The organism is Candidatus Marifrigoribacter sp. Uisw_064 (genome assembly GCF_047730175.1).
Lineage (GTDB): Bacteria > Bacteroidota > Bacteroidia > Flavobacteriales > Flavobacteriaceae > Marifrigoribacter.
Genome location: NZ_CP159833.1, coordinates 2164809 through 2178420, shown reverse-complemented (window position 1 = coordinate 2178420; position 13612 = coordinate 2164809). Strand labels below are relative to the sequence as shown.

The window sequence follows — 13612 nt, the reverse complement described above, 5'->3', positions numbered from 1 at the left end:
CTGTTTCATTGAAATTATGGCGTTCAATTTAACTGCAAAATTTCTGTAAATAGACAATGAATTAGAGGTATAGAAAAGGTTACTAGAAAAGATAGGTTTTTAATCATCTTTATTAATTTTTTGGATTATTAATAATAATAAGTGCTGCAATAACACCCGGAATCCAACCACAAACAGTTAAAATTAAAACGATTATAATGGAACCGCATCCTTTATCAAGAACTGCTAAAGGCGGAAATAAAATTGAAAGTAAGACTCTCCAAATGCTCATAATATATATTTTATAAAGATAATTTAAAAACTACATATGGGTCGTATAAATTCTTATTATGTTACGATTAAACGAAAATCTATATATTTGAATTATTATTTATAACCTATGAAGCGCTTTCAAAAGATTACATGCTTACTTCTACTTTTTTCGCCTATGTTTTTAATGGCTCAGTTTCATTTTTCTGGGTATGTCGACAAACAAAATTGGGAAGGAGAGGTGTACCTTTCAATTATTGAAGATTACAGAAAAATATCGGGAGTGTATCCTGAACAAATTATTAGCAAAACCTTGCCCGATGAGGATGGCTTTTTTGAGTTTAGTGGTGATAATCTTCATGTAGAGAATAGAATTTATAGAATCCATGTTGACACCTGTTCTGAAACAGAAAAAGATGCAACACATTTTACTGGACATTGTCCTAATAGCAAAGAAATTATCTTTGTAGCCAATAATAAAGATACCATATCGCTTCCGTTTTCATTTGATTCTGAAATGTTTTGTACGGTAGTTTCAGCGAATGAAAAAGCACAAGCGTTTACAAAAATTGATTCCTTAAAGAACGATATGCAATTTGCTTTTGGTAGTTATCGCAGTGAAGCCAACCGAAAAATAAATTCAGAAAAATGGTTTAAAACCTTACAATTGTATGGAGAGGAATTAAATGAACCTTTAGCCGAATTGTATATTTATTCTTTTCTTTCAGATAGAACCAATGACCTTCACTCCTATTATTTAAAGGATTTAAATGAAAATAAATATTATGATCGTTTATTAAATCGGTTAAACAAAACATATCCAGATACAAATTATACAGATCAGTTTACAAAAGAATTGCAATCAGATAAGTATTTGATAAATCCAGATTCAGAAAAAGAAAAAAACACAAGCCCTTTGTATTTTGCTTTTATAGTTTTATTATTCCTTTCTTTACTAGGTAATATTTTTTTAGCAAAGAAACTTAAACAAGCAAAAAGCAATTCTCCAGATTTAAAAGACAAGTTGACTAGTCAGGAAAAAAAAATATTGGACTTAATTCTACAAGATAAAACTAATAAAGAAATTGCTTCAGATATTTTTGTCAGCGTTAGTACGGTGAAAACACACATTAATAACTTTTATAAGAAGTTAAAAGTGACTTCTAGAGACGAAGTTAAGTCACTGTTCAGTAAGTAATATTTTAAATAGAAATGATTATTTTAATTAGAAAAGCACAAAATCAATAGGCTAGCTAATTAATTCACTGAATCTCTTTTTTTTCTTTTCAAATAGTATAATTTTGTGCCTGTTTGCTAAAAAGGCAGACTTTTAAAAATAGTATCCATGCAATTATCTGAACAAGAACAAGTTCGAAGAGAAAAACTCTCTCAACTAAGAGCCTTAGGTATTAACCCATATCCACCAGAATTATACCCAGTGGATCATACTTCTACAGTAATTAAACAGAATTTTGAAGAAGGTAAAAAGGTGGTAATTGCAGGTAGATTAATGCGAAAAAAGGTACAAGGAAAAGCTTCTTTTGCTGAAATACAAGACAGTGAAGGGCGTATCCAAGTATATTTTAATAGAGATGAAATCTGTCTAGGTGATGATAAAACATTATACAATGATGTTTTTAAAAAATTAATCGACCTCGGTGATTTTGTTGGGATTGAAGGAACACTATTTACTACACAAGTAGGTGAAATGACCGTGTTAGTAAAAGATTTTATTTTATTATCAAAAACATTAAGACCCTTACCATTACCTAAAACGGATGCTGAAGGAAATGTATACGATGAGTTTAATGATCCTGAATTAAGATACCGCCAACGTTATGTTGATTTGGTCGTAAATCCTAAAGTAAAAGAAACCTTTGTAAAAAGAACCAAACTTTTTAATGCCATGCGCTCATTTTTTACGGACGCAGGGTATTACGAAGTAGAAACACCAATACTTCAACCAATACCGGGAGGAGCAGCAGCAAGACCCTTTATAACGCATCATAATTCATTAGACGTTCCCATGTATTTGAGAATTGCTTGCGAATTATATCTAAAAAAATTAATTGTAGGTGGTTTTGATGGTGTCTTTGAATTTGCTAAAACCTTTAGAAATGAAGGAATGGATCGCACACATAATCCAGAGTTCACCATGATGGAAATTTATGTGGCTTATAAGGATTATAACTGGATGATGGACTTTACCGAGAAACTTCTAGAGCATTGTGCTTTAGCAGTAAATGGTAGTTCAAAAACAGTTTTTGCAGGAAATGAAATCGATTTTAAAGCTCCCTATGCGAGAGTAACTATGACCGATTCAATAAAGCATTTTACAGGATTTGACATTTCTGGTAAAACAGAAGAAGAAATTCGAAAAGCTGCTATAGAGATGGGACTTGAAGTGGATGAATCTATGGGTAAAGGAAAATTGATCGATGAGATTTTTGGAGAAAAATGTGAAGGGAATTATATACAACCAACCTTCATTACTGATTATCCAAAAGAAATGAGTCCTTTAACAAAAGAACATCGTACTAATCCTGATTTAACAGAGCGTTTTGAATTAATGATTTGCGGTAAAGAATTAGCAAATGCATATTCTGAACTAAATGATCCTATTGACCAACGAGAACGTTTTGAAGCTCAAGTAGAACTTGCTGGGCGTGGTGATGATGAAGCAACCGAATTTATTGACAATGACTTCTTACGTTCCTTAGAATATGGAATGCCTCCAACTTCTGGTATGGGAATTGGAATGGATCGCTTTATGATGTTTTTAACAGATAATGAATCGATACAAGAAGTGTTGTTTTTCCCTCAAATGAAACCTGAAACAAAGCAGGTTGCCATGAGTGATGATGAAAAGATTGTTTTTAATATTCTAAAAGATAATTCTCCAATCGATTTGGTTGCCCTAAAAACACAAGTAGATTTAAGTAATAAAAAATGGGACAAGGCCATTAAAGGCTTAACAAAAAATGGTTTAGCAAAAGTGAACAAAACAGATGAGGGCTTGTTTGTTGAAGCATTATAAAACTACTTGTCATTCTGAACTTGGTTCAGAATCTTATAATTATAAAAAGGAATTACAGCAATGTGATTCCTTTTTTAATTTTTTATATGGTAGCAGATAGCCCTTTCAAGTTTTACCGAATACTATAAATGATAATAATACCTAAGATCAATTATTGAATTCTTTCTACAGATGAAGCTGGAGCATTAAAACATTGCTCAAATTCTTAAAATCCCAAGGCTGTATTATAAATAACATTTTTTTTAAACACTTCCTGTCATTCACTTATATTAATACAGTTATCTTTTTCAAGTATTTACAACTATTGTATGAGCGATTATCTTCCCATATTATTACATATTAATTATAAGACTAACGGTAGTTCATTGATCCTTAAGGGAAGGAAAAAATAAAAGTCATTGCTATCCAATTAAAATCTAACAAAATTAATTTTATAACCAATTGAGAAATTCATGAGTGAGAAATCAATAAAGACAAATGATTATCATTTAGACAATGTAGCGCATGAATTTCGTACACCCATCACTTTAATCTTAGCTAGTCTTGAAGATACACTTTGCGATAACATTGATAAAAAAACAAAGTCTAATTTACTCGTTATTCAACGCAGCGCAATGCATTTTAAATCCTTATTTCTTAGAATTAACAATTATTGAGTGTAATTACTAAGGTATAAAGGATTTATTTAAGGGTAAATCCTTTTTTTATGTTTATTGTTTTATGATAATACAATCATAAAAAAGAAAAATATATTTTGTTTAACTATATTTGTATTTTATCAAACAACCTATAGTTATGAATTTCTTATTTTTACTTTTATTAATTAACATTCCGATCAATACAATTAAAATTTTCAATTTTAATAAAAATTCCAATATATATAGTTGGAGAATAGTAGACGATATAGTGATGGGTGGGAGATCATCCAGTAATATAACTTTAAATGAAGATGGCTTTGGAGTATTTTCCGGAGTAATTTCAGTAGAAAATAACGGTGGGTTTTCTTCAGTACGCCATGTTTTTAAAGCTTTAAAAGTAACTGATCAAAATAAAATCTACTTAAAGATAAAAGGAGATGGTAAAAATTATCAATTAAGAATAAAAGATAATTCAAGAAATTACTACTCCTATATAAAGATATTCTCGACTTCTGGACTATGGCAAGAAATAGAAATACCTTTAAAAGAAATGTATCCTTCTTTTAGAGGAAGGAAACTTAATAGCCCAAATTTCTCACATGATTCTATAGAAGAAATTGTATTTTTAATTGGAAATAAAAAAAATGAAAGCTTCCAACTAATAATCGATAAAATAGAATTGAAATAAGTTAAAAAGATGAAAATATTACTAACTGGTGCAACTGGATATATAGGAAAAAGACTTCTTCCTCTTTTGGTCGAAGAAGGGCATGATGTGGTTTGTTGTGTTAGAGACATCGATAGGTTTAATCCTCCATCATCTATAAGGTCAAAAATCACCACAATACAAATTGATCTTTTAGACAAAGATTCCCTTGATGCTATTCCAAAAGATATTGATGGCACCTATTATTTAGTACATTCAATGTCTGCATCATCTGATTATCAGGTACTAGAACAAGAATCTGCAATTAATTTCAGAAATGCAATAAATAAAACCCAAGTGCAACATGTTGTTTATTTGAGTGGTATTATTAATGAAACTGAATTATCCAAGCATCTTGCTTCAAGAAAAACGGTAGAATTAGAACTTAACAAAGGAACTTATAATTTTACATCGTTAAGGGCTGGAATTATCATTGGATCTGGGAGTGCTTCCTTTGAAATCATTAGAGATTTAGTCGAAAAACTACCCATTATGGTAACTCCAAAATGGCTAAATACCCGATGCCAGCCTATTGGTATATCAGATGTAATTGCTTTTCTTTCTAAGTCGATTTTAAATCCTAAAACCTATAACAGAGATTTTGACATCGGTGGACCAGATATTTTATCATATAAAGAAATGCTTCTAGCGTTTAGTCGATTGAGAAAATTAAACCGGAAAATATACACAATTCCTGTAATGACTCCTCGCCTATCTTCGTATTGGTTATATTTTGTAACATCAACATCGTACATATTAGCGGTAGCGCTAGTAAATAGCATGAAAGTTGAAGTTATTTGCCGCAGTACAGAATTAAACTACATTTTGGATGTAACTCCATTAAGTTATAAAGAATCTTTAGCCAAGGCTTTTGCTAAAATTGAAAACAACGAAATTGTTTCTAGTTGGAAGGACGCATATGCCAGTAGTGGAATAAGTAGTCATATTTCTGATTTTATTCAAATTCCAACATTTGGATGTTTTAAGGATCAGCGAAAAATGGCTTTTAAAGACAGGGAAGATTGTATTGAAAAAATATGGAGTATTGGTGGACGAACTGGTTGGTATTCTGGAGATTGGTTATGGAAATTTAGAGGATTTATTGATAAATTAGTAGGTGGCGTTGGACTTAGAAGAGGTCGTACCAGTCCTAACTCTATAGATGTAGGAGATGCTTTAGATTTTTGGAGGGTATTGTATGCAAACAAAAACGAAGGTCGATTACTCTTATTTGCTGAAATGAAATTACCAGGCGAAGCTTGGTTAGAGTTTAGAATCGAATCTGGTGAACTTATACAAACAGCTACATTCAGACCTTTAGGATTACTTGGAAGGCTATATTGGTATATCGTTTTTCCTTTTCATGGAGCTATTTTTAATGGAATGCTAAAAAAAATAACAGGATATAAAGATTAAAAGAGCCTTATAGTTTAATTTAAGAACAAGGAAAAAAAATATAATATCCAAAAAATAAAGTACATGAATGATAAATAATTCGGCAGCGAAGGATTGCATCGTGGATTTTCAAAATACGTAAATTACATACGAATGGAAGGTTCAATAAATGGTATATATACCCCTAATAATTCTATTGAAACTTTAGAATAGTATTAAAGTTTTTAAGGTATAAAGTTAAAAGAAATTAAAGCAATGTAGTCCCTTTTTTATTTAAAGTAAATATGAATAACTAACTCTTTTTTACTATGTAAACTTTAATTACTATTTTTATAAAAAAAATAACTATGAAAAAAATATTTGGAATCCTTTTTTGCGCTTCTATGTTAATCATTACTTCATGTGGAAGTGATGATGATTCAAATGTAACAGATACGCAAAGCCCTACTTCCCCTTTAAATCTTACTGCATCATCAATAGGGGAAACCACTATTCAAATTTCTTGGAATGCTTCAACTGATAATCAAAATGTAGAAGGCTACAGAGTGTTTTTAAATGATGATATTGTATTAGATAATATTTCAGAAACAACAACAACTATTTCAAGTTTACTTCCTGATACAGCTTATAGTATTTATGTTAGAGCCTTTGATGATTCTGGAAATATATCTAATTCAAGTAATACAATTAATATATCAACCATATTAATTGACACAGAACCACCAACAAGCCCTCAAAACTTTGTCATAACAAATAGTACAACAGACAAATGGTCAACTTCTTGGGAAATGTCATCAGACAACGAAGGTGTTACAGGTTATAATGTTTATGTAGATGGTTTATTAACTCAAGAAAATGTTTCAGAAACAAGTACAGATGTTTCTAGCCTGATAGATTATAACCAATATAGTGTGTATGTTACCGCTTTAGATGCTGAAGGAAATGAATCTGAAATAAGCAATACAATTACGTGTACTTTTTTAGGAACTCCACTAGAGTTTAAGCCAACGCTTTCAGAAATGGGTATATTTCAAGGAAATCTTGGCGATATAGCTCCTGCCGATGGAGTTCAACCATACGAATTAAACACCTCTCTTTATACAGATTACTCTAAAAAGCAACGCCTTATAAGATTACCTAATTGTCAAACAATGAATCACAACGATGATTTGTTGCCTGATTTTCCAAATAATACAATCATGTCTAAAACATTTTATTATGATTTAGATGAAACAAATGGAGTAGCTGACGATCTTAAAATTATTGAAACAAGAGTTGTAATTAAAATTAATGGAGAATGGTTATTAGGTAATTATGTTTGGAATGATTCACAAACAGAAGCTGTATTAGACAATAGTGGTGGTATTGTACCTTTTGATTTCATTAATGAAACTGGAACAACAGTAAGTTTAAATTATGAAATTCCAAATGCTGATCAATGCATACAGTGTCATCATTCATACGATCAGGAAATTATTATAATTGGTGCTAAATTAAGAAACATGAATTTAGTTCCATCTTTTACAGGACAAAATCAGTTAGATTATTTTATTGAAATTGGATTATTAGATGGAATTCAAAGTTCATCAGAAGTTTCAATACTTCCAAACTGGGAGGACACTAGTTTAAGTTTATCTGATAGAGGAAGGGCATATTTAGATGTGCAATGTGCGCATTGTCACAGCCCAGGTGGTGAAGTACCTCCCTTTTTATTTACAGATTACAGGTTTGAAACTCCCATAGAGGATGCGGGTATCACAAGCAACGTAGAAGAAATAAAGAGTCGTTTTAATAGTACAACTTTTGGTTTTAGTATGCCTTTATTAGGGAGAACTATTCTTCATGAAGAAGGGAAAACCTTATTATTCGAATACTTAGACTCACTATAATAGTTAACATATAATAGTAAATATAGAAACCGCTCTTTTGAGCGGTTTTTTTTATTCAAAAATTAATTAACATGAGTTTATTATTTTGTAATTAAACCTAGGGAGTAATCTTAAGTCAAACCCATATTAATTTTAAAATCAATTATCATGAAAGATGTATTAATTATCTGTCTTGCCTTACTTACTTTTAGTTTGCAAGCACAACCAGGAAACGATGAAGGGAAACACCATAGAAATGGTAAAAACATGGACTACACTCCCGAACAAATTGCAGAATTAAGAACTAAAAAAATGGCCTTGCAATTAGACCTTACTGAGCAGCAAGAGAAAAGAGTTTATTCGCTTATGTTAAATAAAACGATTAAAAGAAAAGAAAAGAAAGAAGAGCACAAAGAAGGAGTATCTTTTGAAAAAAGAAAAGAAATATTAGATCATAGAATTGAAGAAAAAAAAGAGCTTAAATCTATATTAACCAAAGAACAGTTTGATAAATGGGAAACAAACATGCAAAATAAAAACAGAAATAAATCGAGAAGTAAAAAGCATAAGTAAAACAGTTAAATTAATAGAAATTTGAATTTTGGCTTAATTATTGTAATTTATCATTATAAAATAATTACTTTAGTAACCTTAAAATAAAAAATCTATTAAAATGAAAAACCTATTAACTATAGTTGTATTCGCACTAGTAATGATCTTTAGTGTACAAAGCACAAATGCGCAAGGCTTAAAACAAAATGAACAAAAAGCAGAAGTTGTAGCTAAAACTCAAGTAGCTGAATTATCTGCAGAATTAGGGCTAAGTGGTGATCAACAACGCACACTGTTTAGAGCTTTTGTTCAAAAAGAAGTGAATTACAGAAAGCAAGTAAACGGAAAAAGTGCAACTGATGCAACTGTTGTATCTAATAAGAAGAACATTGACGCAACTTTTAAAGCTACAGTAAAAAAATATTTAACTGACGAACAATACAAAAAATGGTTAAGTAAGCTGTAATATTAGTTTAAAACATATAAAAAAACCATCTAAATTAGATGGTTTTTTTATGTGTTTTATTTTATGGAAAGTGATTGACCTATTGATATTTCATTAGATCTAAGTCTATTTTTACTTTTTAATTCTTTTACGGTTATATTAAAACGCTTAGAAATACTATATAAAGTATCTCCTTTCTTAACAACATACGAGTTTCTTTTAGCTACCTTCTCTTTTTTCTTTTTCTTAGGGTTTTTCCCTGAAACTTGTTCATCAAATTTAAATAACTCATAGCGTTCAATTATACTAATTAACTTAGACGGATATTTTGGATCTGTAGCATAACCTGCTTTACGAAGCCCTTTTGCCCAAGATTTATAATCATCTAATTTAAAAGTGAATAAATCTTTATATCGACTTCTTTGCGTTAAAAACAAGGAGTGATCTATAAATGAATTATCTGGATTCTTATATTTTCTAAAACATTCCTGTGACTCATCATCATCATGATATACTCGTTCTCCTGTCCAACCTTTATGGCATTTAATACCAAAATGATTATTAGATTTCTTTGTTAAATTAGCTCTACCTGCTCCACTTTCAAGAATACCTTGCGCCAAAGTAATACTAGCGGGAATTTCATGCGAAATCATTTCTTGCATAGCTATATCTTTATAATTATCAATATAGGTTTCCACAATTTCTGCATACGTTGCGTTTTTTGAAACTTCTTTCTTTTTAAGCAGAACCTCTTCTGGTTCTTCTACTATTTCTTCTTTTTTATCAGAAATAACAACTCGTTCCTTCTTTACTCTTTTCTTATAGGTAACTACTTCTTTTTTAGATTTACAACTTCCAAATAGAAAAGCACATAGGAGTAAAAATAAAATGTTTCTTAAATACATATTATATAATTATTTGGGGTAAATTTTTTCTTTTTAATAAGTCATTCATACCTGAAATTCCTTGTAATCCACCAGTATGAATGGCTAAAATACGTGAATTTTCTTTGAATTTTTTCCTTTTCAACATATCAATAATGCCATACATCATTTTACCTGTATAAATTGGATCCAGAAGAATTCCAGTCTTTTCATTGAATTCATTAATGAAACGAATTAATTGCACATCTATTTTAGCATAGCCTCCAAAACAATATTCATCTGTAATGGTATAATTTTCTTTTGAAGTATATTTTTTAATTTCTGAAGTTAAAAAAATTCCTTTTAGTGCTGAAAACCCTATTACTTTTTGACTAGAATTTGATGACCTAACAATCCCTGCTAAAGTTCCTCCTGTACCTACAGCAGAGCAAATAAAATCATATGCTATATCTTTAGAAGATATTATTTCTTCACAACCTTTTACTGCATATTCATTGGTGCCGCCTTCTGGTATTAAATAAAAATTACCAAAAAGTTGATGCAATTCATCTAAAAAAAAGGAATCATTTTTAGTTCTATACCTACTTCTTGATATAAAATGAAATGTCATTCCACAAGATTGTGCAAAAGACAAGGTCGGATTCTCATTAATTTTTGATTGTAATTCTTCCCCTCTAATAACACCTATAGTCTTGATATTTGAAATTTTTCCCGCATAAGCAACCGCTGCTATATGATTTGAAAAAGCACCTCCAAATGTTAGCAATATTGATTGATTTTCATCTTTAGCCTTTAGAAGATTATATTTTAACTTTCTAAATTTATTACCTGAAATAAATGGATGAATTAAATCTTCTCTACGTAAAGTTAAAGTTCCATTTGAAACAGAAAACAAAGACAAATCTATTTCTTGATTTTCAGCATGTTGCAATTTATTGAACAAAACAGGTTATTTTTTAAAGAATATGTAATTATAACAATTATTTTAGATACATAATTAATTATCGTCAACAATTTATAATTATAACGACATTTTTAATTTTAAGGATATAAATCATAAAAGTTAAATTTTAATACATATTGTCGAAATTATATACTTTTAGGCTGCTAAATAATTAATTATTTGTAGTATTATTCCTATAAATGATTAATTATGAAAAAAAACCTCACCTCAGAATTTAAATTATTATTAGTTTCAATTACTTTAATTTTCAGCGCAATAGTAAATGCCCAAGTTGGTATTGGAACTGTTGACCCTAAAACACAATTGGAAGTTGCTGGCGCATTATCTTTAAGAGAAGGTGCTCCAATAAACCTTTCAAATGGTGTTAATACAAATATTGATCTAGGTATAACTCCATTTTCAATTTATAGAATAGAAGGACCAACGGCCTCTTTTTCAATTGAAAGTATTATTCCAGAAACAGGTGCTGATGGACAAATTGTAGCTTTTGTAAATACAACTACTCAATCAATGACAATTGTTCATAGTACCTCCGGAGATATTAGAGGAATATTTTGTACCGGCGAAACAAATTTTGTATTAAACGGGAGATATTCAACAGTTACATTTCAGTATAATGTTGCTAATTCTAAATGGATACTCATTAATTCAAGTATTACTATTAATGATTGGAAAACCTCAGGAAACTCAAATACACTTTCAAGCACAAACTTTATTGGCACTACAAATGCTGAAGATGTAGTTATAAAAACTAATAGCCTAGAAAGATTTAGAGCTAGTGCTTTAGAATCTATTTTAAATGAAGATAGTGAAGATGTTAACTTTAGAGTTGAGTCTAATGATAATGCAAATATGATTTTTGTAGAAGCTGAAAATAATAGTGTTGGTATTGGAACCAATACTCCTATGGGAGCTTTAGATGTAACAAGTAGTACCAATGGTGTTATCTTTTCAAAAGTTTTATTGACCTCTACTTTAGTTTCAGCACCGGTGGTTAATCCAAATGGTGGAAGTCTTCCTAACGGACTTTTGGTATATAATACCAATACTGCCAGTAGTGGTAATTCGGCTGTTTCTCCAGGATACTATTACTGGGATACTAATAAATGGATTGCAATGGATGGCACCAATGGTAAAGATTGGTCACTGCAAGGAAATGCAGGAACAAATCCAGTAAATGATTTTTTAGGAACATTAGATGATACAACCTTGGTTTTTAGAACAAATAATTCTGAAAGAATGAGAGTGGTAAACGATGGTCGTGTGAGTATAAATAACAACACCCCCGATGTTGGAGATCGATTTACAGTTACTGGAAGTAGTGATGAATATGCTATCAATGCATATGCCTCTGGAGCAGGAGTTGGTGTTTACGCTTTAAATACTGGTACTGGTGATACAACGGTATCATTAAATACAGGAACCGGACTTGGAACCTATTCATATTCTGCAAATACACATGGTATTTTTGGAACAACTGCATATACAGATGGCGCATTTCTAACAGGAGGAGTTATTGGCTGGGGAACAGGAAATGATGGTGCTAATGGTGTTCTGGCGGTAACAGATAAGCAAGTCTCCTTAAGTTCTAATATGGGCTTGCGTGTCGTATCAGGTAGCACTACATCTATTTCATCTGGTCAAATAATGAATGTGGGAGTAAATTCAAATGCTACAGATCTAGCTTTATACACATTAACCGAGGGACCAATCACATCTTTAGGAATAATTGAAGCTGCTAGATTTCAAACCAACTATACGGGTAGTGCTATCGATGCAGATGCAAGAGATCCAAGAGCTCAATTAGCTGGACATACAAATGCGAGTCAAGTGGGAGGAAGTAATATGTATTATGGGGGATATTTTTATAGTGGTGGTTCAAGTTCAAATTCTTCATACGCTTATACAGGAGCAAGATATGGAAGTATCAATTATAAAATAATTGGAAATGGTGCCGTTTCAACTATTGTAGAAGGATCAGACGGGAAAGATAAAATTATGTTTGCAACTGAAGCTCCAGAAGTACTTTTTGAAGATTATGGAACAGGAAAATTAAGTAACGGAAACGCTTATATCAATTTAGACAAAACGTTGTCAAAAAACATTATTGTAGACAATAAACATCCGCTTAAAGTCTTTATTCAATTAGAAGGTGAATGTAATGGTGTATATGTTTCTCAAAAATCATTACAAGGGTTTTTTGTAAAAGAACTTAAATCTGGAAATTCTAATGCTTTATTTTCATGGCATATTGTAGCAAATAGAAAAGATGTGACCGAAAAAGGTGCAAATGAAAACTCATTATATAGTGATTTGAGGTTTCCTGACGCACCAAATTATATCTTAATAGATGATAATAAAGAAGTTAGAATTAAAAAAGGAAATATAGGTAAATATTCAAGTTTATTGAAAAATTAAACAAAAAAAACATACAACCTCTTGATCAAAAAACAGTAATAAATTAATGATTAATATCGAATCACAAAAGTTTAACTAACTTCCAAAAAGACCTCTTTTTTAAATAATTGAGGTCTTTTTCCTTTTTATACTCCTTACTTCGTATCAATATAAAAGGCCATATGGAAATACCATTAAAATTTTTACCTAAGAACCATCTATTAACTAAAACAATCAAGCAAAAAAGATAAGAAAATGTTATTTTTGTACCATGACCTATTTCAAAAAAAAAATAGCGCTAGAAGAAGGTGATTATTACCTAACTCCTGAAGGCTATAAATGTTTCACAGCACAATATCACTTAAAAAGAGGGTATTGTTGTGAGAGTGGATGTCGTCATTGTCCTTATGGGTTTGATAAAAAAACAAACCTTCAAAAAGGAAACTAATTATTAATATTTTTACTGAATAGATATAG

At 30.5% G+C, this 13612-nt stretch carries 13 protein-coding genes; 10 read left to right on the top strand and 3 right to left on the bottom strand.

The features are described 5' to 3' along the window. Nucleotides 1-112: 112 nt before the first annotated feature. Nucleotides 113-271, bottom strand: coding sequence for a YqaE/Pmp3 family membrane protein (locus ABXT64_RS09865; RefSeq protein ID WP_443632760.1), 159 nt, complete (start codon nucleotides 269-271; stop codon nucleotides 113-115). A 108-nt stretch (nucleotides 272-379) separates the two neighbouring features. Between ABXT64_RS09865 and ABXT64_RS09860 the strand changes: the two genes are divergently transcribed. The 8 genes from ABXT64_RS09860 (at nucleotide 380) to ABXT64_RS09825 (ending at nucleotide 8911) form a co-directional block, all read left to right on the top strand. Next, complete coding sequence (locus tag ABXT64_RS09860; protein ID WP_443632759.1) at nucleotides 380-1447, top strand: LuxR C-terminal-related transcriptional regulator; 1068 nt, start codon at nucleotides 380-382, stop codon at nucleotides 1445-1447. Nucleotides 1448-1594: 147 nt separating this feature from the next. Further along, complete coding sequence (gene lysS / locus ABXT64_RS09855) at nucleotides 1595-3286, top strand: lysine--tRNA ligase (RefSeq protein ID WP_443632758.1); 1692 nt, start codon at nucleotides 1595-1597, stop codon at nucleotides 3284-3286. A gap of 452 nt (nucleotides 3287-3738) precedes the next feature. Continuing rightward, entirely contained in the window at nucleotides 3739-3942 is a 204-nt protein-coding gene (locus ABXT64_RS09850; protein ID WP_443632757.1) for a hypothetical protein, read from the top strand. Nucleotides 3943-4081: 139 nt separating this feature from the next. Then, nucleotides 4082-4612: a CIA30 family protein gene (locus ABXT64_RS09845; protein ID WP_443632756.1), complete on the top strand. Its 531-nt coding sequence runs from the start codon at nucleotides 4082-4084 to the stop codon at nucleotides 4610-4612. Between the two features lie 9 nt (nucleotides 4613-4621). Then, nucleotides 4622-6046 carry an SDR family oxidoreductase gene (locus ABXT64_RS09840; RefSeq protein ID WP_443632755.1) on the top strand — a complete coding sequence of 475 codons (1425 nt, stop codon included), beginning with the start codon at nucleotides 4622-4624 and terminating at the stop codon, nucleotides 6044-6046. Nucleotides 6047-6372: 326 nt separating this feature from the next. After that, a complete protein-coding gene (locus tag ABXT64_RS09835; RefSeq protein WP_443632754.1) occupies nucleotides 6373-7914 on the top strand; it encodes a fibronectin type III domain-containing protein in 1542 nt (513 codons plus the stop codon). Between the two features lie 147 nt (nucleotides 7915-8061). Further along, nucleotides 8062-8466 carry a hypothetical protein gene (locus tag ABXT64_RS09830; protein WP_443632753.1) on the top strand — a complete coding sequence of 135 codons (405 nt, stop codon included), beginning with the start codon at nucleotides 8062-8064 and terminating at the stop codon, nucleotides 8464-8466. A 100-nt stretch (nucleotides 8467-8566) separates the two neighbouring features. Further along, nucleotides 8567-8911 (top strand): hypothetical protein, encoded by a 345-nt coding sequence (locus tag ABXT64_RS09825; RefSeq protein WP_443632752.1) that lies wholly within the window; start codon nucleotides 8567-8569, stop codon nucleotides 8909-8911. 56 nt (nucleotides 8912-8967) lie between these two features. Here the strand turns inward: ABXT64_RS09825 and ABXT64_RS09820 are convergent, their stop codons facing one another. Together ABXT64_RS09820 and ABXT64_RS09815 are read right to left on the bottom strand one after the other, a co-directional pair. After that, nucleotides 8968-9795: a glucosaminidase domain-containing protein gene (locus ABXT64_RS09820; protein ID WP_443632751.1), complete on the bottom strand. Its 828-nt coding sequence runs from the start codon at nucleotides 9793-9795 to the stop codon at nucleotides 8968-8970. A gap of 1 nt (nucleotide 9796) precedes the next feature. Continuing rightward, complete coding sequence (locus tag ABXT64_RS09815) at nucleotides 9797-10717, bottom strand: 1-aminocyclopropane-1-carboxylate deaminase/D-cysteine desulfhydrase (protein WP_443632750.1); 921 nt, start codon at nucleotides 10715-10717, stop codon at nucleotides 9797-9799. A 210-nt stretch (nucleotides 10718-10927) separates the two neighbouring features. On the opposite strand from ABXT64_RS09815, the gene ABXT64_RS09810 reads away from it, so the two are divergent. Together ABXT64_RS09810 and ABXT64_RS09805 are read left to right on the top strand one after the other, a co-directional pair. Then, complete coding sequence (locus ABXT64_RS09810; RefSeq protein WP_443632749.1) at nucleotides 10928-13156, top strand: hypothetical protein; 2229 nt, start codon at nucleotides 10928-10930, stop codon at nucleotides 13154-13156. A gap of 250 nt (nucleotides 13157-13406) precedes the next feature. After that, the gene (locus tag ABXT64_RS09805; protein ID WP_443632748.1) at nucleotides 13407-13583 is read left to right on the top strand and encodes a DUF5522 domain-containing protein; all 177 of its coding nucleotides are present in this window, start codon (nucleotides 13407-13409) and stop codon (nucleotides 13581-13583) included. Nucleotides 13584-13612: the final 29 nt, after the last annotated feature.

Coding starts and splice junctions, on each gene's coding strand:
- ABXT64_RS09865 (WP_443632760.1), bottom strand. CDS start 271: ATGAGCATTTGGAGAGTCTTACTTTCAATTTTATTTCCGCCTTTAGCA.
- ABXT64_RS09860 (WP_443632759.1), top strand. CDS start 380: ATGAAGCGCTTTCAAAAGATTACATGCTTACTTCTACTTTTTTCGCCT.
- lysS (WP_443632758.1), top strand. CDS start 1,595: ATGCAATTATCTGAACAAGAACAAGTTCGAAGAGAAAAACTCTCTCAA.
- ABXT64_RS09850 (WP_443632757.1), top strand. CDS start 3,739: ATGAGTGAGAAATCAATAAAGACAAATGATTATCATTTAGACAATGTA.
- ABXT64_RS09845 (WP_443632756.1), top strand. CDS start 4,082: ATGAATTTCTTATTTTTACTTTTATTAATTAACATTCCGATCAATACA.
- ABXT64_RS09840 (WP_443632755.1), top strand. CDS start 4,622: ATGAAAATATTACTAACTGGTGCAACTGGATATATAGGAAAAAGACTT.
- ABXT64_RS09835 (WP_443632754.1), top strand. CDS start 6,373: ATGAAAAAAATATTTGGAATCCTTTTTTGCGCTTCTATGTTAATCATT.
- ABXT64_RS09830 (WP_443632753.1), top strand. CDS start 8,062: ATGAAAGATGTATTAATTATCTGTCTTGCCTTACTTACTTTTAGTTTG.
- ABXT64_RS09825 (WP_443632752.1), top strand. CDS start 8,567: ATGAAAAACCTATTAACTATAGTTGTATTCGCACTAGTAATGATCTTT.
- ABXT64_RS09820 (WP_443632751.1), bottom strand. CDS start 9,795: ATGTATTTAAGAAACATTTTATTTTTACTCCTATGTGCTTTTCTATTT.
- ABXT64_RS09810 (WP_443632749.1), top strand. CDS start 10,928: ATGAAAAAAAACCTCACCTCAGAATTTAAATTATTATTAGTTTCAATT.
- ABXT64_RS09805 (WP_443632748.1), top strand. CDS start 13,407: ATGACCTATTTCAAAAAAAAAATAGCGCTAGAAGAAGGTGATTATTAC.